Origin of the sequence: Ensifer meliloti (assembly GCF_030064585.1) — a bacterium.
GTDB lineage: Bacteria > Pseudomonadota > Alphaproteobacteria > Rhizobiales > Rhizobiaceae > Sinorhizobium > Sinorhizobium meliloti.
Map to the genome: position 1 here is coordinate 398,503 of NZ_CP120365.1, position 21,470 is coordinate 419,972.

At 61.4% G+C, this 21,470-nt stretch carries 17 protein-coding genes and 1 pseudogene; 12 read left to right on the plus strand and 6 right to left on the minus strand.

What is annotated here, in order from left to right:
- Positions 1-58: 58 nt before the first annotated feature.
- Together PZL22_RS09015 and wrbA are read right to left on the minus strand one after the other, a co-directional pair.
- A complete protein-coding gene (locus PZL22_RS09015; RefSeq protein WP_003528075.1) occupies positions 59-301 on the minus strand; it encodes a DUF2188 domain-containing protein in 243 nt (80 codons plus the stop codon).
- A gap of 352 nt (positions 302-653) precedes the next feature.
- A complete protein-coding gene (wrbA, locus tag PZL22_RS09020) occupies positions 654-1,253 on the minus strand; it encodes an NAD(P)H:quinone oxidoreductase type IV (RefSeq protein WP_003528068.1) in 600 nt (199 codons plus the stop codon).
- Between the two features lie 161 nt (positions 1,254-1,414).
- Here wrbA and PZL22_RS09025 point away from each other — a divergent pair, with 161 nt between their 5' ends.
- Positions 1,415-2,176 (plus strand): competence/damage-inducible protein A, encoded by a 762-nt coding sequence (locus PZL22_RS09025; RefSeq protein WP_003528065.1) that lies wholly within the window; start codon positions 1,415-1,417, stop codon positions 2,174-2,176.
- A 169-nt stretch (positions 2,177-2,345) separates the two neighbouring features.
- Complete coding sequence (gene gpt, locus PZL22_RS09030) at positions 2,346-2,843, plus strand: xanthine phosphoribosyltransferase (RefSeq protein WP_003528063.1); 498 nt, start codon at positions 2,346-2,348, stop codon at positions 2,841-2,843.
- An 80-nt stretch (positions 2,844-2,923) separates the two neighbouring features.
- Here the strand turns inward: gpt and PZL22_RS09035 are convergent, their stop codons facing one another.
- A complete protein-coding gene (locus tag PZL22_RS09035) occupies positions 2,924-4,408 on the minus strand; it encodes a bifunctional ADP-dependent NAD(P)H-hydrate dehydratase/NAD(P)H-hydrate epimerase (RefSeq protein WP_003528061.1) in 1,485 nt (494 codons plus the stop codon).
- A 345-nt stretch (positions 4,409-4,753) separates the two neighbouring features.
- Here PZL22_RS09035 and PZL22_RS09040 point away from each other — a divergent pair, with 345 nt between their 5' ends.
- The 3 genes from PZL22_RS09040 (at position 4,754) to hspQ (ending at position 7,094) form a co-directional block, all read left to right on the plus strand.
- Positions 4,754-5,092 (plus strand): P-II family nitrogen regulator, encoded by a 339-nt coding sequence (locus PZL22_RS09040; protein WP_003528058.1) that lies wholly within the window; start codon positions 4,754-4,756, stop codon positions 5,090-5,092.
- Between the two features lie 82 nt (positions 5,093-5,174).
- Complete coding sequence (gene glnA / locus PZL22_RS09045; RefSeq protein WP_003528053.1) at positions 5,175-6,584, plus strand: type I glutamate--ammonia ligase; 1,410 nt, start codon at positions 5,175-5,177, stop codon at positions 6,582-6,584.
- A gap of 180 nt (positions 6,585-6,764) precedes the next feature.
- Positions 6,765-7,094: a heat shock protein HspQ gene (hspQ, locus tag PZL22_RS09050; RefSeq protein WP_003528052.1), complete on the plus strand. Its 330-nt coding sequence runs from the start codon at positions 6,765-6,767 to the stop codon at positions 7,092-7,094.
- A 156-nt stretch (positions 7,095-7,250) separates the two neighbouring features.
- Here the strand turns inward: hspQ and PZL22_RS09055 are convergent, their stop codons facing one another.
- Complete coding sequence (locus tag PZL22_RS09055) at positions 7,251-7,880, minus strand: invasion associated locus B family protein (protein WP_003528049.1); 630 nt, start codon at positions 7,878-7,880, stop codon at positions 7,251-7,253.
- Positions 7,881-8,199: 319 nt separating this feature from the next.
- Between PZL22_RS09055 and PZL22_RS09060 the strand changes: the two genes are divergently transcribed.
- Both PZL22_RS09060 and PZL22_RS09065 read left to right on the plus strand, forming a co-directional pair.
- Complete coding sequence (locus PZL22_RS09060) at positions 8,200-10,014, plus strand: extracellular solute-binding protein (protein ID WP_003528040.1); 1,815 nt, start codon at positions 8,200-8,202, stop codon at positions 10,012-10,014.
- An 82-nt stretch (positions 10,015-10,096) separates the two neighbouring features.
- Entirely contained in the window at positions 10,097-10,762 is a 666-nt protein-coding gene (locus PZL22_RS09065; RefSeq protein ID WP_003528038.1) for a DsbA family oxidoreductase, read from the plus strand.
- A 90-nt stretch (positions 10,763-10,852) separates the two neighbouring features.
- On the opposite strand, the pseudogene PZL22_RS09075 reads toward PZL22_RS09065, so the two are convergent.
- Positions 10,853-11,784, minus strand: a pseudogene (locus PZL22_RS09075) (AraC family transcriptional regulator).
- A 360-nt stretch (positions 11,785-12,144) separates the two neighbouring features.
- Here PZL22_RS09075 and PZL22_RS09080 point away from each other — a divergent pair.
- The 5 genes from PZL22_RS09080 to PZL22_RS09100 all read left to right on the plus strand — a co-directional run bounded on the left by PZL22_RS09080 (position 12,145) and on the right by PZL22_RS09100 (position 17,552).
- The gene (locus PZL22_RS09080; RefSeq protein ID WP_033048528.1) at positions 12,145-14,523 is read left to right on the plus strand and encodes an arylsulfatase; all 2,379 of its coding nucleotides are present in this window, start codon (positions 12,145-12,147) and stop codon (positions 14,521-14,523) included.
- 98 nt (positions 14,524-14,621) lie between these two features.
- Positions 14,622-15,941: an alpha/beta hydrolase gene (locus PZL22_RS09085; RefSeq protein WP_284718594.1), complete on the plus strand. Its 1,320-nt coding sequence runs from the start codon at positions 14,622-14,624 to the stop codon at positions 15,939-15,941.
- Between the two features lie 420 nt (positions 15,942-16,361).
- A complete protein-coding gene (locus PZL22_RS09090) occupies positions 16,362-16,538 on the plus strand; it encodes a hypothetical protein (protein ID WP_003528032.1) in 177 nt (58 codons plus the stop codon).
- Between the two features lie 4 nt (positions 16,539-16,542).
- Positions 16,543-17,337 carry an exodeoxyribonuclease III gene (gene xth, locus PZL22_RS09095; RefSeq protein WP_003528030.1) on the plus strand — a complete coding sequence of 265 codons (795 nt, stop codon included), beginning with the start codon at positions 16,543-16,545 and terminating at the stop codon, positions 17,335-17,337.
- Positions 17,334-17,552: a hypothetical protein gene (locus PZL22_RS09100; RefSeq protein ID WP_003528029.1), complete on the plus strand. Its 219-nt coding sequence runs from the start codon at positions 17,334-17,336 to the stop codon at positions 17,550-17,552. The genes xth and PZL22_RS09100 overlap by 4 nt, the downstream gene beginning before the upstream one ends.
- Positions 17,553-17,952: 400 nt before the next feature.
- Here PZL22_RS09100 and mfd read toward each other — a convergent pair whose 3' ends face one another.
- On the minus strand, positions 17,953-21,468 hold the full coding sequence (gene mfd, locus PZL22_RS09105; RefSeq protein WP_284718595.1) for a transcription-repair coupling factor: 3,516 nt from the start codon (positions 21,466-21,468) through the stop codon (positions 17,953-17,955).
- Positions 21,469-21,470 lie beyond the last annotated feature (2 nt).

The following is a 21,470-nucleotide window of genomic DNA, read 5'->3' on the forward strand; positions in this document are numbered from 1 at the left end:
GCGGGTCGCATAACCAAGGACAACGGCTTCGCGTCAATTGCCCTCCAACGCAGCATCGTCAGCCATCCTCTACGGTTGCTTCCGGTCGATCTCCGCCGTCGGCGTGTTCGAAATGCCAGTTTCCCTTCTCATCCTGGAAGCTGATCTCCTCGTCGTCGCCGCCGACCTGCTGTTCGGCTGCTGCAGCTTTGGCGGCCGCAAGCGCCATCTCGCGACTGGGAAAGGGCTCTGAATATGCATCGGCTGCCTTGTAGGCCCAGCCTCCATCGTGTGGAACGATGAAATAAGTGATCTGCACCATCCTTCACTCCCATGGATGTTCAAGGACAGTCCCTGCCCTCGACGGGCCGCGCCGCGCGGGCCCTTTAGTTCCTCCTTGCTGCCGCATACTTCCCTGAATCGGAGCCGGTCTGAGAAAAACACGCAGCCATTCAAAGTGCTGTAGCGACCTTGCCAACTAAAAAGCGCACGTCGCCGTCGGGCATTTCCAATGCCGAATGCGGCGATGTTAACACAAAATTGCCCCATTGGGCCACATTTGCGAACGTCTGCCGGGCGATATTCCGCGACGCGGCCGCGGCGAGCTGGGATGCGAATCGCCCGCAAAAAAAAGCGCGGCTCGATCGGGAGCCGCGCACGAAGGTTGAAGATCGTCAGTCCGCGAGCTTTGCGGCAATCCGCGCGACATGCGCACCCTGAAAGCGGGCGGCTTCGAGTTCGACCGCGGAGGGCTGGCGCGAACCGTCGCCGCCGGTGATCGTCGAGGCGCCATAGGGCGATCCGCCCTTGACTTCCTCAACGCCCATCTGACCCTGGAAGGCATAGGGAAGTCCGACGACGACCATGCCGTGATGCATCATGGTGGGAATGAGGCCGAGAATCGTCGATTCCTGGCCGCCGTGCTGGGTCGCCGACGAGGTGAAGGCGGAGCCCACCTTGCCGACGAGCTTCCCTTTTGCCCAGAGGCCGCCGGTCTGGTCGATAAAGTTACGCAATTGCGAAGCGACGGTCCCGTAGCGGGTGCCCGCGCCGAAGATGATTGCATCGTAATCCGCCAGTTCCTCGACGGTCGCGACCGGTGCCGGCTGGTCGAGCTTGAAATGCGAAGCTTTCGCCACGTCCTCCGGCACGAGTTCCGGAACGCGCTTGACGGCTACTTCGGCACCGGCCGATCTTGCACCTTCCGCGACCGCATGGGCCATCGTCTCGATATGCCCATAGGCCGAATAGTAAAGAACCAGTACTCTAGCCAAAACGATACTCCTTGTTGTCCGGCAATTCCGCTTGATCGCCGCGGCCGGCAGGATTTATCAAAACGCATACCACTGCCAGTGCAGGGATGGTCGACAGACTGTTCAGCTTTTTTCAACACTGACGAGATCGCGTTCGCGATCCGAATACGCCTGGAGCGCCAATGACCAGCCCCACGATCGTCACCGCCGCCATGCTCGCCATCGGCGACGAGCTTCTCTCCGGCCGGACCAAGGACAAGAACATCGGCCACCTCGCCGATATGCTCACGATGGTCGGCATCGATCTGCGCGAGGTGCGCATCGTCGCCGACGACCAGGACGCGATCGTGGAGGCGCTTAATGCCCTGCGCAGCCGCTACCGCCACGTGTTTACTTCCGGCGGCATCGGTCCGACCCATGACGACATCACTGCCGATGCGATTTCGAAGGCCTTCGGGGTCGAGTGCATTCACGAGCCGAAGGCAATGGAGCTGCTTGCCGCGATGTACGAGCGCCGCGGCATGGAGTTCACCGAGGCGCGCAAGCGGATGGCCCGCATGCCTGAAGGCGCGACCCACATTCCCAATCCGGTATCGACCGCACCCGGCTTCGCCATCGAGAACGTCTATGTCATGGCCGGCGTGCCCCAGGTGTTCCAGGCGATGCTCGACGCGCTGCTGCCGAGCCTTGAGACCGGCACGCCCGTCCTTTCCCGTACGGTTCGCTCCCCCTATGGCGAGGGCGACATCGGAGCGCCGCTGACCGAGGTGCAGAAGAACCATCCCGAAACGAGCATCGGCTCCTATCCGAAATTCGACGGCAAGAGCTTCTCGACGGATATCGTGATCCGGGCACGCGATGCCGCGGTCCTTGGCGCCGCCGAAACCGAGGTGATCGCGATGATCGAGGCGATCGGCCGATCACGCGAGAAACACCAGCCCTGAACTCCGCGTCGGCGAAATCATTGCAGATCGCGGTGCTCGCGGCTGGACTGGCTCTTGCACTTTCGGCTTCATTGCCGCTATTGCATCAGGCATGAACTAGTGTCGGCGGCGTGGCCGTCGAACTGCAGCAACGCTTATCGCCGACAGCGCAAAGAAGCCGGAGTCCGCCATGTCTCTTCCCGAGAAAGCCTTTCCTGTATCCTGGGATCAGTTCCACCGTGACGCCCGCGCCCTGGCCTGGCGGCTGGCCGACAACGGGCAGGAATGGCGCGCGATGGTCTGCATCACGCGCGGCGGCCTTGTTCCGGCCGCTATCGTCAGCCGGGAACTCAACATCCGGATGATCGAAACGGTCTGCATCGCCTCCTATCACGACTACGACACGCAGGGCCAGATGAAGGTGCTCAAGAGCATCTCGCCTGAGATCGCAAAGGATGGGGGCGAAGGCGTTCTCATCGTCGACGATCTGACCGACACCGGCAAGACTGCCGCCGAGGTTCGCGCGATGCTGCCGAAGGCGCATTTCGCTGCGGTTTACGCAAAGCCGAAGGGTCGCCCCCTCGTCGACACTTTCGTGACCGAAGTCAGCCAGGATACCTGGATCTACTTCCCCTGGGACCTCGGTTTCACCTACCAGGAACCGATTGCCAATGGCACGCGCGGCTAGCGTGTTTCACTGTTTCATTGACAAAGTGAAACACCCTAACACTTTGCTGGAAGTGCTCTCCTGACAGAACGCTCGGCGTTCTAAGCATTCCCTCGAAGCGGCGCTATGCTCTCGACAAGGCTCTCGGCCGTTGCCGTGCGGCCGGCCACGACACCGGCCTCGCCGTGGCGCCAGACCGCGGACGCTGCCGCCTCGAAAGCAGGCATGCCCTGCGCCAGGTGGGCGCCGATGATCCCCGCAAGTACGTCGCCCGAACCTGCCGTCGCGAGCCAGGGCGGCGCGTTGACATTGACGGCGGCCCGGCCGGACGGCGCGGCAACGACCGTATCCGGCCCCTTATAGACGATCACGGCATGGCTGAGCCTCGCCGCGGCCTGAGCCTTCTCGATCTTGGACAGCGCCGCATCCTCGGCGATATCCGGAAAGAGCCGGGCGAACTCCCCTTCGTGCGGCGTCATCACCACCTCACCGCCCTCCGCCGCGATCCTGTCGAAGAGTTGCTCCCTGCCCTCTCGGAACGAACTTATCCCGTCGGCATCGAGCACCAGTGCGCGGCCGCAGAGCATGAGCACGAAATCCCGCGCCTTTTTGCCGACGCCGAAGCCGGGTCCGAGAACGAAGGCATTCAGGCGTCTGTCCTTGAGCCAGGCGGCAAGGCCGGCAGCGTTGTTGATTTCCTTGAGCATGACGGCGGTGAGGTGCGCGGCATTGACGGCGAGCGCTTCCGCCGGAGAGGCAAGCGTCACCAGCCCCGCGCCGGCGCGCAGGCCCGCCGCCGCCGATAGCCGCGCGGCCCCGGTGGAAACCGGTCCGCCGCAAAGCACGGCGAGATGGCCGCGTTTGTATTTGTGGGTCGCGGGATCGAGCGCACCGAGGTGTTGCTCCCACATCGCGGGTGTGTTGACGTGAAGATCGCCGGCTCTATCCGCAACGAGCCTTGCCGGAATGCCGATATCGAAGATTTCGAGCGTGCCGCAGCGGGCGCGACCCGGCATCAGCAGATGGCCGGGTTTGGCCGCCATGAACGTCACCGTGTGGGCCGCAACGAAACTCAAGCCCCGGATTTCGCCCGTCCGCCCGTCTATGCCGGATGGCAGGTCCACGGCGAGGACCGGTACTCCGCTCGCATTCACTTGCTCGATGACTGTTCTCGCCTCGTCCGGCACATCGCGCGCAAGCCCTGCCCCGAAAAGTGCGTCGATGACGACATCACCCGATTGCGGCTCGTAGGCGTCGAGGGGTCGCGGTACAAGCGCAAAGGCATCGCGCGCCCGCGCGGCGTCGCCCTTCAGCATCGCCGCGTCGCCGAGCGCAAAGACGGCGACGCTTGCGCCGGTATCGGCGAGCGCGGCAGCGGCGATATAGCCATCGCCGCCGTTGTTGCCCGGGCCGCAAAGCACCACAAAGCGCAATGCCTCCGGGTAAAGCCGCAAGGCGGCGGCTGATACGGCCGTTCCCGCCGAACGCATGAGCGAGAAGCTATCGATCCCCGAACGCGCGGCATCCTTGTCGACCGCTGTCATTTCCGCCGGGGTCACGAGGACATTCGAAAGCGCCTGAAGCATGGAAGCGATCTAATCCCGACCGAAAGCGCAAGACAAGAGCAGCGTTGACGGAAAGCGACGTGACTAAGAAATGTGCATTTGCGCACTATAAGCGCTCAAATAACATGCTTCGAGCACGAAACGCAGCGATCCTCCGTCGCGCGCCGGCGTCGAACACTCAAAACCTCATAAAAAATAGGCAGAATGCCATTGCAGAAGCCACTGCCCATCGGCACCTATCGCGTTACCACTGGAAATTTCGCACTCTGCGCGTCATTCCTCTACAAAAGTGGCACGCTACGTGCATAGTGTGAGGCCAAGCGGGCAGAACCTGCTTTAAAGGGAGAAGCGGAGAGACATTTTCTCATGAAAAAGATCGAAGCGATCATTAAGCCTTTCAAGCTCGACGAAGTGAAGGAAGCCCTTCAGGAGGTCGGCCTGCAGGGGATCACCGTCACGGAAGCCAAGGGCTTCGGGCGGCAGAAGGGACATACGGAGCTCTACCGCGGCGCAGAATACGTCGTCGACTTCCTGCCGAAGGTGAAGGTCGAAGTGGTGCTGGCGGACGAAAATGCGGAGGCCGTGATCGAAGCCATCCGCAATGCCGCGCAAACCGGCCGCATCGGCGATGGCAAGATTTTCGTATCCAATGTGGAAGAAGTGATCCGCATCCGTACCGGCGAAACCGGCCTCGACGCCATCTGATCGCGTCTGGCGATCTCACCTATCCGGGGGCCGTCCGGCCCCGTCTTTCCAATCCTCGTCATCACACAGGGAATTGCAACAAATGACGACTGCGAATGAAGTTCTGAAGCAGATCAAGGAAAACGACGTCAAGTTCGTAGACCTGCGCTTTACCGACCCCAAGGGCAAGCTGCAGCACGTGACGATGGATGTCGTCTGCGTCGACGAAGACATGTTCGCCGACGGCGTCATGTTCGACGGTTCCTCGATCGGCGGCTGGAAGGCTATCAACGAATCCGACATGGTGCTGATGCCCGATCCGGAAACGGCGCATATGGACCCGTTCTTCGCCCAGTCCACGATGGTCATCTTCTGCGACATTCTCGATCCGGTTTCGGGCGAAGCCTATAACCGCGACCCGCGCGGCACGGCCAAGAAGGCAGAAGCCTACCTCAAGGCCTCCGGCATCGGCGATACGGTCTTCGTAGGTCCGGAAGCGGAATTCTTCGTCTTCGACGACGTCAAGTACAAGGCCGATCCGTACAACACCGGTTTCAAGCTCGACAGCTCCGAACTGCCCTCCAACGACGACACGGACTACGAGACCGGCAACCTCGGTCACCGCCCCCGTGTCAAGGGCGGCTATTTCCCGGTTCCGCCGGTTGACAGCAGCCAGGACATGCGCTCCGAAATGCTGACCGTGCTGTCCGAAATGGGCGTGACGGTTGAAAAGCATCACCACGAAGTGGCAGCGGCGCAGCACGAGCTGGGCGTCAAGTTCGATGCCCTCGTGCGCAATGCCGACAAGATGCAGATCTACAAGTATGTCGTGCACCAGGTCGCCAATGCCTATGGCAAGACCGCGACCTTCATGCCGAAGCCGATCTTCGGGGACAACGGCTCGGGCATGCACGTGCATCTGTCGATCTGGAAGGACGGCAAGCCGACCTTTGCCGGCGACGAGTATGCCGGGCTTTCCGAATCCTGCCTCTACTTCATCGGTGGCATCATCAAGCATGCCAAGGCGCTGAATGCCTTCACCAACCCGTCGACGAACTCCTACAAGCGCCTCGTCCCGGGTTATGAAGCACCGGTCCTGCTCGCCTATTCGGCCCGCAACCGCTCGGCTTCCTGCCGCATCCCCTTCGGCACCAATCCGAAGGCGAAGCGCGTCGAAGTCCGCTTCCCCGATCCGACGGCAAACCCCTACCTCGCCTTCGCCGCGATGCTGATGGCCGGTCTCGACGGCATCAAGAACAAGCTCCACCCCGGCAAGGCCATGGACAAGGACCTCTACGACCTACCGCCGAAGGAACTGAAGAAGATCCCGACCGTCTGCGGCAGCCTGCGCGAAGCGCTAGAAAGCCTCGACAAGGACCGTAAGTTCCTGACCGCCGGCGGCGTTTTCGACGACGACCAGATCGACTCCTTCATCGAACTGAAGATGCAGGAAGTCATGCGCTTCGAAATGACGCCGCACCCGGTCGAGTTCGACATGTACTATTCCGTCTGATGGCGGAGCGGACGGCCCTCACAGGTTCTGTCCATGCAAGATGAAACGAGGAAGGCGGGTTTCATCCGAAACCCGCCTTTTCAGTTCGACGCCGATGGAAGGCTCGCCCCCGGAGGCGCGCGCCTCTTGATGTTCCATATGCGACAACCCAGATAACTGTCTGAAAGGATGTGTTGCGTCATGAAACAAAGAAACGCCAAGTTTGAGATCGGACAGGTGGTTCGCCATCGGATGTTCCCGTTCCGCGGCGTCGTCTTCGACGTCGACCCGGAATATGCGAACACCGAGGAATGGTGGAATGCGATTCCGCAGGAGATCCGGCCCGAAAAGGACCAGCCCTTCTATCACCTGTTTGCGGAGAACGACGAAAGCGAATACGTCGCCTATGTTTCGGAACAGAACCTCGTTTCCGATGACAGCGACAGGCCGATCCGCCATCCCCAGGTGGACGCTCTGTTCGAAAAGGCCGACGCCGGACACTACAAGCCCAAGGCCACTTATCAGCATTAGAGCGGGATGAGGAAAGGGTGCGTGCGGATAGCTGCCGCGTCCGCTCAGGCGCCGGGCTGAAAACGTGGAGTCGCCGCAATTGTCGGCGGATGCAGGTACAAAAAGACGCCCGGATCGTTGATCCGGGCGTCTTTCTTTACTCGGAGAAGCTAATGATTACTGCTGCTTGGCAGCCTTTTGCGCCTCTTCCAGCTTCTTGCGGGCATCTTCTGCCTTCTTCTGCATCTCTTCCTGCAGGAGGCGCTGACGCTCTTCAAGCTGGGACTGCTCGATCGGTTCGCCGTCGAATACGCCGGTGAACCCTTCGAGCGACATCTTGATTGGGTTCGGAGCGCGCTGGAAATTGACCGAGGTGAAGACGACCTCGTTGCCCTTCTTCAGCTGCGCAATAAGCGCGTCGGAGAGCGGCGCTTCGGCAACGCACTTGTCCGGCATGCAGATCGCGTAATCGAGCTTGACGCCCTTGCCACCGTCGATCTGCATCTGAACGCCGGGCGGGATCATGCGCGCGGACGGTACGGAAACCTGCATGACCTTGCGATTGACCTTGCCGGAGACGGTAATGAGGCCGACGGCCGTCACGAGCTGGCCGTTATTGGCGGTGAGCAGGTTCTGGACGATGCAGACATCGTTGTCTTCCTGCTTGGTGCAGACCTTGAACCAACCCTGCGGCGGCTTGCCTCCCGCCTGCTGCGCGGATGCGACGCTCGGCGCACCGGCTGCTGCGAAAGAAAGCGCCAGCGCTGCCAATCCCGCGCGTGTGGTGAAGTTCGACTTGAAGATCATTGTGATTCCGTCTCCTGAAATCCGGTCACGGAACAGAGTTCCGCAGAGTGAGTATCGTCAGCCGCCGTTGTCCTGTTGGCCAAATGAGGCATTTGAATGGCCCCGATTCCGGAAACACCTGTTACATTGGCTTGTGCGGTTTATCCAGTGTTTGTTGCGATTTTGTGCAATCATTTGCTTTGAGCGGCCCTTTCGAACCGGTGCGGGATGTGGCAGGAGCCTGCTTTGTTCTTTTCCCGACCCGGCGCCGGTTGGAAATGCGCTCCCGCATTGATACCTTGCGCGGAATCGGCCTGTTGAATCCCCACGGGAGGTGAAGTTGCGCGCAGTTGTTTCCGGCCTGGTGATGCTCCTGGCAGCCAGCATGTTTGCCACTGGTGCTCTGGCCGCGCCCGTGCATGCGATCGCCATGCATGGCGAACCCGCCTTGCCTGCCGATTTCAAGCACTTCCCTTACGTCAATCCGCAGGTGAAGAAGGGCGGGAAGATCGCCTACGGGGTCGTCGGTACGTTCGACAGCCTCAATCCGTTCATCTTGAAGAGCATGCGCACGACCGCGCGCGGCATGTGGGACCCTGGCTTTGGCAACCTGGTCTATGAATCCCTCATGCAGCGCTCACAGGACGAGCCCTTCACGATGTACGGCCTGCTCGCCGAAACCGTCGAATGGGACGATGACCGCACCTTCATCCAGTTCAACCTCAATCCCAAGGCGCGCTGGGCCGATGGCCGGCCGGTGACCGCCGAAGACGTGATCTTCACCTTCGAATTGTTGCGCGACAAAGGGCGTGCGCCTTTCAGCAACCGCCTCTCGAAGGTTGCGAAGATGGAGAAGGTCGGGGAACGTAGCGTGCGCTTCACCTTCACCGAGGAGGCCGATCGCGAGATTCCGCTTTTGCTGGGGCTTTCGCCCGTGCTGCCGAAGCATGCGATCAACGTCGAGACGTTCGATCGGACGAGTCTGGAGCCGCCGCTCGGCTCCGGCCCCTACCGGGTCGCGGAAGTCAGGCCTGGCGAGCGGATCGTCTATCGCCGAAACCCCGACTATTGGGCCAAGGATCTGCCCTCGAAGGTGGGCCTCGACAATTACGATGAGATCTCCGTCGAATATTTCCTGCAGGAGAACACCCTTTTTGAAGCCTTCAAGAAGGGTGTGGTGGACATCTACGCCGAAGGCAGCGCGACGAAATGGGCCCGGGCCTACGATTTTCCCGCCGTTCGCAGCGGCAATGTGATCAAGGAAACGTTCAAGCCGAAGACACCGTCCGGCATGCTCGGCTTCGTCTTCAATACGCGCAGACCGATGTTCGACAACATCAAGCTCAGGCAGGGGCTCGCTCTCGTTTTCGACTTCGAATGGGTCAACAAGAATCTCTTCGACGGCGCCTATACGCGTACGCAGAGTTATTGGCAGAATTCGTCGCTTTCCTTCCTCGGCGTGGCAGCCGACAATCGTGAACTGGACCTCATGGGGGACGTGAGGGAGCGCATCAATCCGGCGATCCTCGACGGAAGCTATCGACTCCCCGTGACGGACGGCTCGGGCCGCGATCGCAATGTGCTCCGGGAAGCGGTGACCCTTCTTCGCGAAGCGGGCTACTCCATCAAGGACGGCAAGATGGTCGACGCCAAGGGTACGCCGCTGGCCTTCGAGATCATGAGCCAGAATGCCGGCCAGGAGAAGGTTGCGCTTGCCTATCAGCGCTTTCTCGCGCCGCTCGGCATCGCAGCGCTGGTTCGGACCGTCGACGATTCACAATATCAGTTGCGCAGCCAGTCCTTCGATTACGACGTCATCATCAAGTCCTTCCCCTCGTCGCTCTCTCCCGGTCTCGAGCAGATCAACCGCTGGAGTTCGCAAACTCGGGACAGGCAAGGCAGCGACAACTTCGCAGGCGTCGCCGACAAGGACGTCGACAAGCTGATCAACAACATCCTGCAGGCGCGCAACCCCGAGGACTTCACCGCCGCCGTTCGCGCGCACGACCGGCTCCTCGTCAACAATTCCTATCTGGTTCCGCTTTACCATCTCGACGCGCAATGGATTGCCCGCTGGAAGCATATCGGCCGGCCGACGACGGTACCGCTTTACGGTTATCAGTTGCCGAGTTGGTGGGACGAGCGCGCTCAGTAAGCTGGCATCCGTTCGCTAACGCATTGAAAGATGTTTCCGGCCGGCCTATGTCGCAGTTTTGCTAAACCGAAAGGCCGGCACCATGGAAACCGTCAATATCGATATCGTCTCGGACGTTGTATGCCCCTGGTGCTATCTCGGCAAGAATCGCCTCGACCAGGCGATCGCCAATGTCGCCGGCGAGATCAACGTCGCTATCCAGTGGCGTCCCTACCAGCTCAATCCCGATCTGCCGCCGGAAGGCATCGACCATAAAGAGCACCTGGCGGCCAAGCTCGGCGGACAGGCCGCCGTCGACGAGGCGCACCGGACGCTCGAAGGCCTCGGTGTGGAAGACGGCATCGCCTTCGATTTCGATGCCGTCAAGGTCAGCCCGAATACGCTCGATGCGCACCGGCTGATCCGCTGGGCCGCGACCGGCGGCGAAGCGGCGCAGGACGCGGTGGTGAGCCTGCTGTTCAAGGCGAATTTCGAGGAGGGTCGCAACCTCGGCGACCATGCCGTACTCCTCGGCATCGCCGAACAGGCCGGCCTCGAAAGGCCGGTCATCGCGGCTCTCCTTGCTTCAGACGCCGACAAGGACGCCGTAAGGCAGGAAATCGACATGGCCCGGGAAATCGGCGTGACCGGCGTTCCCTGCTTCATCATCGAGCAGCAGTATGCGGTCATGGGGGCGCAATCGGTCGAAGTGCTGACCAGCGCTTTGCGCGAGATCGCGCAGATGAAGGCCGAGCATCCGGCTCACTGACGCCCGACAGCAGAGCAAATGCCGCCTGGAACGACGTTGTTTCACTGCATCGGGAGAAAAGCTTCTTTCCGCGGGGATAACCACCGCCGGTCATATCCGGTCGGTCCGGAAGCGGGATGGCGCTACTCCCGTCCAGCGTTTGAAAGCGCGGGTGAAATGCGCGGAATCACTGTAGCCCAGCCTTAAGGCAATGTCGGTCATGCTATGAACACCTTCACAGATCAGCCGGATTGCCTCGTTGCGGCGCGTGTCGTCGAGTAACTCTTCAAAATCGACGCCGCAAAACTTCAGCCGCCGCTGCAGTGTGCGAACCGACATGCCGAGGCTTTTCGCTACGGTCTGTAGTCCAAGCTTATGACCATCGGACAGCCTTTCGCTGAGCATCTTTGCCGCCTCTATCGTCGAGGCCAGTGACTCTGTGACGTTCGATGGCCGATTCCCAGGGGGGGTTTCAGAGTTAGATCGAGCAAATCTCGATCGAACTCGATCGCATCGTAGTCGCACCCTGTTTCTATCTTGGGACCGAAACACTCCTCCAGTGCCGTGCTTCCATGCGTCCTCGAAGCCGTCAACCGAACCCTTATTGCAGCGGGCTCACCCGCCAGAAGCGGCACCTTCCGCAGGACAGCGAGGCTGCCCAGGATGAATTGCCGGGGATCGAACTCGAAACGATCGACGAAACGGAAGATGATGCGAGCGGTTCCGCCCTCCACCACGAAGCGTATATCCGATCCCTGATGGATCGACGACACGTTCGCTACCGCGAGCACGCATGCTTCAGCCACGCTCTCCGCTGCCAGAAGCGACTGGCCCCATGGGCCGAGATCATGCAGTTCGGTCAAGCGCCCGACATGCGCACCCGCGAATGGATCTCCCAGGAGGGCAGCCACTTCGTTTGCCATGTGGAAGCATTGGGCGCGCGGAAGCCAGCCGTCGGCGTTCCGGAACACGTTCGGTGAGATGCCGAGGCGCGCACAGAACTCTATGGCCGAAACATCGTGCTTGGCGAGATAGGGCGCCATCGGCAGGAAGGCCCTAACCCTGATGGAGGGTGCAGAATGTGACATCCGGGCAGCAAACTTGGCATGAAAAGGCAAGAAATAAGTTGAGCACTATAGCAGTATGCAACCGTTTGGGAAGGCTCGCCAGCAATATACGACGGGCGGAGCGTGGCCGTTTACATTCGCCAATTCAGTACATCGCGTTGGACTTAATCTTTTGCTGGAGGGAAGAATGGACATTACGCGTCGTGAACTCACGGCGGCCGGTGTTTGCGCCGGCGGCTGGGTCCGTCGGCACGCCGGTGTGCGGCACGCCGACCCGATAGACACGTCGACATATCACGCAGGGTTCAGATGCGTTGTCGGCACCAGGAGGGTCGCATGAAGTCACCTAAGCTCGCGAGAATACGTTTGTTGGCGCTAAGCACGGCAATCCTGCTTTTGGGAGCGCCCGCAACGGCTCAGGAATCGCTGCCTTTTCCGCCGAAGCCCTCAGGGAGCAAGGCCGGCCCGACAATAGCTCAGTCCACTTACAGTCCATTGCCCGCGCAGCCGCATCTCCCCGCGAATGCTCCGAACATCGTCGTCATCATGCTCGACGACGTTGGTCCGGCCTTGCCGGACACCTTCGGCGGAGTGATCGAAACGCCGACATTGAGCCGGCTTGCGCAAGACGGACTGTCCTACAATCGCTTCCACAATGCCGCCATGTGTTCTCCCTCGCGGGCGGCATTGCTGACCGGGCGCAATCACCATCGGGTCGGGAACGGCCAGATCGCCGAATTGGCAAACGACTGGGACGGATACACCGGCAGGATACCACGCACCTCCGCCACCGTCGCGAAAGTCCTTGGCTATTATGGCTACGCGACCGCAGCATTCGGCAAATGGCACAACACCCCGGCCAATGAAACGACAGCCGTCGGGCCGTATACGGACTGGCCCGCGGGCGAAGGTATCGGGTTCGATTATTTCTATGGTTTCCTTGCTGGAGAGTCCTCGCAGTGGGAGCCCGCAGTGGTCGAGAACACCGTTCGCGTCGACCCGTCTCACGGGAAGGAAGGCTACCACTTCACCGAGGATATGACCGACAAGGCGGTCACATGGATGAAGCAGGTGCACGCGCTGACGCCGGACCGGCCCTTCTTCATGTACTGGGCGCCCGGCGCCGCGCATGGTCCGCATCACATCTTCAAGGACTGGGCGGACAAGTACAAAGGCAAATTCGATGACGGCTGGGATGCCATGCGAGAGCGCATCTATGCCCGCCAAAAACAACTCGGATGGATACCGCAGAACACGCAACTGACGCCCCGTCCGGATACGCTGTCAGGATGGGAGGATATTCCGGAAGACGAGAAGCCGTTCCAGCGCCGGCTCATGGAAGTCTTTGCCGGCTATACGGAGCATGCGGACGTTCAGGCCGGGCGCCTGCTCGAGGCCCTCGACGAACTTGGAATTCGCGACAACACCCTGATCTTCTATGTCTGGGGCGACAACGGGTCCAGCGCGGAGGGCCAGAATGGCACCATCAGCGAACTTCTGGCGCAGAACGGCATCCGCACCGAGATCAAGGACCACATTCGTGCGATGAACGAGTTGGGCGGGATGGACGTACTCGGATCACCCAAGGCCGATAACATGTATCATGCGGGTTGGGCATGGGCCGGTTCCACGCCGCACCGGTCGACCAAACTGGTCGCGGCCCATTTCGGCGGCACGCGAACGCCGCTCGTGGTCTCCTGGCCAGGTAAAGTCAAACCGGACCAGACCCCGCGCTCCCAGTTCCATCATCTCAACGACATCGTACCCACGATCTACGACGTCCTGGACATCCAGCCGCCGAAGCTCGTGGACGGCATCAGCCAGGATCCCCTCGATGGCGTCAGCATGACCTACACCTTCGACTCTCCCGAGGCGTCGGGCCAAAAGAAGGAGCAGTACTTTGAAATCATGGGCAGCCGTGCCATCTATCAGGACGAGTGGATCGCATCCGTCTTCGGACCCCGGATACCATGGAAGGCCGGCCTCGATCCCGCCATCTTCAAATGGTCGCCGGATAATGACCTATGGGAACTCCATGATCTCAGCCAGGACTACTCCCAGGCAAAGAACGTCGCGGCCGATCATCCGGAAAAGGTCGAGGCGCTGAAGAAGGCGTTTGGCGTGCAGGCCGAAGCCTATAAGGTGTTCCCGGTCGGGGGAGGATTGTGGTCTGCCGTCTTCCATCCTGAAGATGCGCCGTCCAATCCCGCGACCGAGTTCCAATTCACCCAAGACGTGGTCGGTGTTCCCGAGTTCACGGCGCCGAAAGTCGGAGCCCGCAGCAACCTTGTGACCATCGAGGCGGAACTGCGGCCGGACTCCGAAGGCGTGTTGTATGCTCTGGGGGGGTTTTCGGGCGGTGTCGCTTTGTGGGTCGAGAACGGCAAGCTCACCTACGAGTACAACCTGTTCGAGATAGAGCGGACGCGTCTCGAATCCTCCGATCCGTTGCCGAGCGGCAAGGTCAACATCGAGGTCGAAACACGTAAGGCCAGCAGCGATCACGCTGCACCGCTAGACGTCGTTATCCGCATCGATGGCAAAGAGGTGGCCAAAGGACACGTGCCGCGTTCCGCTCCACTTGCCTTTACCGCCAACGACGCCTTCGACGTGGGCAAAGACAGTTATTCTCCAGTCGCCCTTGCGTATTTCGACCGCAAGCCGTTTGCTTTCAACGGCAAGATCGAAAGCCTGAAAGTCGAATATCTGAAGTAAGCATCGGTCTCGCCGGGCGCTCGGAGGAGCGGCGAACTCCCAGTTCGCCGCTCCTCTTTCCGCCGGCGTACACACGGCATTCAACAGGAGTGATTGGATTGAAGCGGCACCTCGCCCGGAACGTCAAAGCCGGCGTACCACCAATACGGCCGCTTTTGGCGTGCGCCGCCTGGAGTTTTGTGCTGCTCTACGGATGTGCGGGCCGCCCGACAGGGGTCCTCGAGCCGGTAGCGGCCAATCCGTCAGCCGCCCAAGTCGAGATGCTGGTCACGACCACCCGAAGCCGGGCGGAAAAACCGGGCGAGATGTTCAGCGGCGAGCGTGCGCTCAGCCCGACATTTGGGGAAATGACGGTGTCGATTCCGCCCGATACCGTTCGCAAGGCCGGTGAAGTCGCTTGGCCGAGCAAGCTTCCACCCAATCCCGAGACGGATTTCGCAACACTGAAGGCGGTGGAAGTCGATCGCGGTGCGGCGGAGAAATGGTTGAACACGCATGTGCGCAAGAGCCCGGACGGCAGCGTCCTCGTCTTCATCCATGGGTTCAACAACCACTTCGAGGATGCGGTCTTCCGCTTCGCGCAGATCATCCACGACTCGGGCGCGCGCAGCGTTCCGGTGCTCGCGACGTGGCCGTCGCGCGGGAGCCTGCTGGCCTATGGCTACGATCGCGAAAGCACCAACTACACCCGCAACGCAGTAGAACGCCTTCTCCAGTATCTGGCGCGTGATCCCGAGGTCAAGGAAGTGTCGATCCTGGCACATTCGATGGGCAATTGGCTGGCGCTCGAGTCCCTGCGCCAGATGGCCATTCGCAACGACGGCCTCCCGGCGAAGTTCAGGAATGTCATGTTGGCGGCGCCGGACGTCGACGTCGACGTCTTCGGATCGCAGATCGCCGACATGGGCAAGCAACGGCCGCGCTTTACACTCTTCGTCTCGCGCGACGACCGTGCACTCGCCGTTTCCCGCCGCGTCTGGGGAAATGTCTCCCGGTTGGGAGCGATCGATCCGGAGCAGTCGCCCTACAAGGAGGAGTTGGCGGCGAATGGGATCACCGTCGTCGACCTCACCAAAATCAAGGCAGGCGACAATCTGCATCACACCAAGTTTGCGGAGTCGCCGGAAATCGTACGACTGATCGGCAGCCGCCTGTCCAGCGGCCAGACCTTGACCGACAGTCGCCTGGGACTCGGCGACCATATCGTCGCTGCGACCGCCGGGGCCGCCCATACCGTCGGAACAGCGGCGGGACTGGTCGTTGCTGCTCCCGCTGCCATTGTCGATCAGAACACGCGGCGGAATTACGTCCATCACGTCGAGGCACTCGCCGAGCCATCCGGCGCAACGAGGTCAGACACGGCCGGCATTACATGCAGGCAGGAGAGCCCAGCAAGATCCGGACATTGCAACCCCTAGCCCGGCAGCGCCGATCGCCCCCTTCCCGACAGAGATGGCCCGAGCGCTTTGCGGGGAGTCTTGATTAGGGTAGGCTTTTCAGATCGGCTGCGACAAGAAGGTGGACTGCTATGAGGTCCACCGCCAGACCAATGGGATCATATGAGCGACGACAACATCATTAAGTTTGAACGACCGAAACCGAAGCAGGGGCCAAGGTCGGTCGGCCCGATGCAACGGAAAGCACTCACCTGGCTCGCGTTGATAGCGGGTTTGTTTCTGGTATGGGCGTATTACCATTTCGTCGCGCCGCCGAACTTGCCTTGAAAGGCTCTGTTCACGCTCCTGGTGGGAAGCTCATCTCGCGCGCCGCGGCCAGCGGTTTGTAACTTTTCGGCTTTCCGTGCGTTCTGCCGGGCGACCTGACGAACGGAGGCAGTGATGTCGAAGCGCGAACTCATCGATACCGGGACCGACAAGCGCTACGTGCGCCGCGACGAAAGCGGGAAGTTCAAACAGTCGGTGGATGTCGGCCGTTCCCTGTCGTCGGACAAGAAACAGAAGGCGAAGCACGATGCCAAGCCCGGCCAGGGCGACAAGGGCGATCGCAAGAACTAGGTCCGTGAAGATCGCCACCTATAACGTCAACGGGGTGAATGGCCGTCTGGATGTCCTGCTGCGGTGGCTGGAGGAGGCGTCACCCGACGTCGTCTGCCTTCAGGAACTCAAGGCACCAGACCCGAAATTCCCCGTGAAAGCCATCGAGGCTGCCGGATACGGGGCGATTTGGCACGGCCAGAAGAGTTGGAACGGCGTGGCGATCCTCGCCAGAGACAGGGAGCCGACGCTGACGCGCAAGGGCCTCCCCGGTGATCCGGACGATACCCATAGCCGCTATATCGAGGCAGCGATCGATGGCATGGTGATCGGCTGCCTCTATCTGCCCAACGGGAATCCCTATCCGGGACCGAAATTCGAATACAAACTGGCATGGTTCGACAGGCTGACGGCTTACGCGGCAGAGCTGCTGGAGCTCGATGTGCCGGTGATCCTCGCTGGCGACTACAACGTCATGCCGACAGAACTCGATGTCTACAAACCGGAGCGTTGGGTGAACGACGCGCTGTTCCGCATCGAGGTCAAAGACGCTTATCATCGCCTGCTTGAACAGGGCTGGACGGATGCCCTCCGGCAGCTTCATCCCGGCGACCGCGTCTACACCTTTTGGGACTACTTCCGAAACGCCTTCGCGAGGGATGCCGGCCTTCGCATCGATCACTTCTTGCTCAGCCCGCATGTCACCAAGAGGCTTTCGGCTGCGGGGGTCGACAGGCATGTCCGGGGATGGGAGCACACGAGCGATCACGCACCGGCCTGGATCGAACTGTCGGATGGACCTGCGGAGGAAGATCAATGACGATGAATGATTGGCGCGCCGAGCTGCGCCCCGAACTGGAAAAACTGGTCGACGCCGCTGTCGTTACCGGCGCGCGCCAACAGGATGTCTACGCCGCCATTCTTGACGAGATTGGACAGCTTCGGCTCGCCTACGAACGAGACCCTGATCCCGCCGACGACATCAGCGAGCAGGTCATCGAAGAACCGTCCAACAATTGGCCCGCCGCCGACTAAGGGTGAACGAGACTTCGAGAATGGTCCGGCACGGTGTCGCCGGTCCGCACGGGTTTATGAGGTTGGTGATCGCGATCTGACGCAGCAGCACGCGGCGGATTCTGCTGAAATTCGGGATACCCGCCGCGGCTTGTTTGATCTCCTCATTCCTGTGCTCGTCACAGGAATCCAGCCAGCCCAAGTCATTGGGCTCGAAGAACTCTTCCCCGCGCCACGGACGCGGCGCTGCTCTCATCTCTGTGACAAGCACAGAGTTGAGAAGGAGAGATTGCAGTCCTCCCCCGCTCTGACCGACGCGCACGGCAACCTTGTCCGCACCGCCCTCCGCGCCGACAAAACCGGCCAGAGCTTCAACGCCATCATCGATCTCGCAGCAGCCGCCATAAACTCAAGATGAATCTCAACTGGCCTTTGCGAGCGCTGCAAGCTGCGTCATCACCATCGCGGCGCCGGAAAGGCGTTTTTCCGGAGTTGCGAGCTCGCGCTGGAAGAAAATGCTCTGGTCCGGGCGGATCTTGGCGACTGTTCCCTGTTTCGCGATGTAGCCCACGAGTGCCGCGGGATTGGGAAATTCCTTGTTGCGGAACTGGACCACGACGCCCTTCGGCCCCGCATCGAGCTTTTCGACATTCGCCGTGCGGCAGAGCGACTTGACGTAGACGATCTTCAGGAGGTGCTGCACCTCCGTCGGCAGCGGCCCGAAACGGTCGATCAGCTCCGCACCGAAGCCGTCGATCTCCTTGAGGTCGGTCAGCTCACCCAGGCGCCGATAAAGGCCGAGCCGCAGATTGAGGTCCGGCACATACTCTTCCGGGATCATCACCGGCGTTCCGACCGATATCTGCGGCGACCAGCCGGTATCGTGGATCTCCTCCTCGCCCTTGAGCTCGGCGACCGCCTCCTCCAGCATCTGCTGGTAGAGCTCGAAGCCGACCTCCTTGATGTGACCGGACTGCTCCTCGCCGAGCAGGTTGCCCGCTCCGCGGATGTCGAGGTCGTGGCTGGCGAGCTGGAACCCGGCTCCAAGCGTATCAAGCGACTGGAGAACCTTGAGGCGCCGTTCCGCCGGCCCGGTCAACGTCTTGTTGACGGGAAGGGTGAAAAGCGCGAAGGCGCGGACCTTGGAGCGTCCTACCCGACCGCGCAGCTGATAGAGCTGGGCGAGGCCGAACATATCGGCACGATGCACGATCAGGGTGTTGGCGGTCGGCACGTCGAGACCAGACTCTACGATCGTCGTCGAGAGGAGCACATCGTAGCGCCCCTCGTAGAAGGCGTTCATGATATCTTCGAGCTCGGTCGCCGGCATTTGCCCGTGCGCCACGGCAACCTTCAGTTCCGGCACGTCGGATTTAAGGAAATCATGGATTTCCGGAAGATCGCTCACGCGCGGACAGACATAGAAGCTCTGGCCGCCGCGGTAGTGCTCGCGCATCAGCGTCTCTCGGATCACCAAAGCATCGAAGGGCGAAATGAAGGTTCGCACCGCCATGCGGTCGACCGGCGGCGTCGTGATCAGCGACAGTTCGCGCACTCCGGTGAGGGCAAGCTGCAGCGTCCGCGGAATGGGCGTCGCCGAGAGCGTGAGGACGTGCACATCGGTCTTCAGCTCTTTCAGGCGTTCCTTGTGCTTGACACCGAAATGCTGCTCCTCATCGATGATGAGCAGGCCGAGATTGGCGAATTTGATCGACGAGCCGAGCAGCGCGTGCGTGCCCACTACGATGTCCGTCTTGCCTTCGGCGACCTCTTTCTTCGTGAGCGCCAGATCCTTCGAGCCGACCAGCCGCGAGGCCTGCTGTATCCGTATCGGCAAGCCGCGGAAACGATCGGAGAAGGTCTTGAAGTGCTGCCGCGCAAGCAGGGTCGTCGGCACGACCACGGCGACCTGCACGCCGTTCATCGCCGCGATGAAGGCGGCACGCAGCGCCACCTCCGTCTTGCCGAAGCCGACATCGCCGCACACGAGGCGGTCCATGGGCCGGCCGCGGCCGAGATCGTCGCGGACGGCATCGATCGAGTTCAATTGGTCCTCGGTCTCGTCATAGGGGAAGCGGGCGGCGAACTCGTCATAGACCCCGTCCTGCGCCGCAAGGACCGGCGCATGGCGCGTATGTCTTTCGGCAGCGATGCGGATGAGGCCGCCGGCCATGTCGAGCAGCCGTTTCTTGAGTTTGGCCTTGCGCGCCTGCCAGGCGACGCCGCCGAGCTTGTCGAGGACAGCATCGGTTCCTTCCGAGCCGTAGCGCGACAGAAGCTCGATATTTTCTACCGGCAGGAACAGCTTGGCATCGTCCGCATAGACGAGCTCGAGGCAGTCATGCGGTGCGCCGGCGGCCTCGATCGTCCTGAGGCCGACGAAGCGCCCGATACCGTGCTCGGCGTGTACGACATAACTGCCCTCGTCGAGGCCGGTCACTTCGGCGATGAAATCCGCGCCGCGCTTGCGCCGCTTGGAGCGGCGAACCAGACGGTCGCCGAGAATGTCCTGCTCGCCGATGACGACGAGGTCGCCGGTCTCGAATCCCGCTTCGAGGCTGAGAACCGCGGATGCGGCCTCCCCCGGCTTGAGCGAACCGATATCCGAGAGCGCCTTGACCGGACGGATATTGGCGAGACCATGCTCGGCCAGAACCTGAAGCAGCCGGTCGAGCGAGCCCTCCGTCCAGCCGGACACGATGACCTTTGCGCCTTTTGCCCGCTTCTCGGCGATATGCTTCACGGCCTGATCGAAAACATTGGTGCGCGTGCCGTCGTTGTCGGCCTCGCCCGCCGGTTTGGCCCAACGCAGGCCCTGACGCGCTTCGATGTTCACGACCTGGCGGGCTTCGCCCTCGTGTTCGGTAAAGGGCGAAAGGCGGACCGCATTGAGATCATTCAGGGCTTCGCCGAAGCCTTTCGCAGTGAGATAGAGCATGTCCGGCGGCACGGGCTTGTAGGGCGTGCCCTGGGTGACCTGAGACTTGCCCGGCGAAGCCGAGGCGAGGCGCGCGTCGTAATAGTCGAGAACGAGCTTCGAGCGCTCTGCCGCGGCCTCGCGCGCCAGATGGTCGGTGACGATGCGAAAGCCGTCGAGATAGTCGAAGACCGTTTCGAGCCGATCGTAGAAAAGCGGCAGCCAATGCTCCATGCCGGCATAGCGCCGTCCCTCCGACACGGCCTGATAAAGCGCATCGTCGCGCGTCGCCGCTCCGAAGAGAGAAAGATACTGCTTTCGGAAGTGGCTGATCGTCTCGGGCGTCAGGGATACCTCGCTCATCGGATTGAGGTCGAGGGACCGGACCTGCCCGATCGTGCGCTGGCTTGCGGGATCGAAGGAGCGGATCGCCTCGAGCGTGTCGCCGAAGAAGTCGAGGCGCAAAGGCTCGCCGCTGCCGGGTACATAGACATCGAGGATGCCTCCCCGTACGGCGAATTCGCCCATCTCGCGCACGGTCGGGACCCGCTCGAAGCCGTTTCGCTCCAGCCGGGCGGCAAGGTCGTCCATGCGGATCTGGTTGCCGGGCCGTGCCGTGAAGGCGAGGCTTTCGATCACATCCTGCGGCGAGATCCTTTGCAGCGCTGCATTGATGGTGACGAGCACGATCGCCGGATGCGGTTTCCTGCGGTGGGCGATCAACGCGCTCAGCGCGGCAAGCCTGCGCGCCGAGGTGTCGGCGCTCGGCGAGACCCGGTCATAAGGCAGGCAGTCCCAACCCGGCAGCGTCAGGACCGGGATATCGGGAGCGACGAAACCGAGCACCTGTTCGAGGTCAGCGACCTTCTGGCCATCGGAGAGGATATAGGCGACGGGGGCCCCGGCCCGGGCCAGTTCGGCGAGAACGAGCGCCTCGGCACCCGTGGGCACCGGGCCGATCGTAATTTCCCGCGTCGCCGCAAGAATCTTCCTAGGGTCGAAGCCAGGTATCATCGTCATGT

Bases quoted from the DNA above. Each gene is read 5' to 3' on its own strand.
- PZL22_RS09015 (WP_003528075.1), bottom strand. From the start codon at position 301: ATGGTGCAGATCACTTATTTCATCGTTCCACACGATGGAGGCTGGGCC.
- PZL22_RS09025 (WP_003528065.1), top strand. From the start codon at position 1,415: ATGACCAGCCCCACGATCGTCACCGCCGCCATGCTCGCCATCGGCGAC.
- gpt (WP_003528063.1), top strand. From the start codon at position 2,346: ATGTCTCTTCCCGAGAAAGCCTTTCCTGTATCCTGGGATCAGTTCCAC.
- PZL22_RS09035 (WP_003528061.1), bottom strand. From the start codon at position 4,408: ATGCTTCAGGCGCTTTCGAATGTCCTCGTGACCCCGGCGGAAATGACA.
- PZL22_RS09040 (WP_003528058.1), top strand. From the start codon at position 4,754: ATGAAAAAGATCGAAGCGATCATTAAGCCTTTCAAGCTCGACGAAGTG.
- glnA (WP_003528053.1), top strand. From the start codon at position 5,175: ATGACGACTGCGAATGAAGTTCTGAAGCAGATCAAGGAAAACGACGTC.
- hspQ (WP_003528052.1), top strand. From the start codon at position 6,765: ATGAAACAAAGAAACGCCAAGTTTGAGATCGGACAGGTGGTTCGCCAT.
- PZL22_RS09055 (WP_003528049.1), bottom strand. From the start codon at position 7,880: ATGATCTTCAAGTCGAACTTCACCACACGCGCGGGATTGGCAGCGCTG.
- PZL22_RS09065 (WP_003528038.1), top strand. From the start codon at position 10,097: ATGGAAACCGTCAATATCGATATCGTCTCGGACGTTGTATGCCCCTGG.
- PZL22_RS09080 (WP_033048528.1), top strand. From the start codon at position 12,145: ATGAAGTCACCTAAGCTCGCGAGAATACGTTTGTTGGCGCTAAGCACG.
- PZL22_RS09090 (WP_003528032.1), top strand. From the start codon at position 16,362: ATGTCGAAGCGCGAACTCATCGATACCGGGACCGACAAGCGCTACGTG.
- PZL22_RS09100 (WP_003528029.1), top strand. From the start codon at position 17,334: ATGACGATGAATGATTGGCGCGCCGAGCTGCGCCCCGAACTGGAAAAA.
- mfd (WP_284718595.1), bottom strand. From the start codon at position 21,468: ATGACGATGATACCTGGCTTCGACCCTAGGAAGATTCTTGCGGCGACG.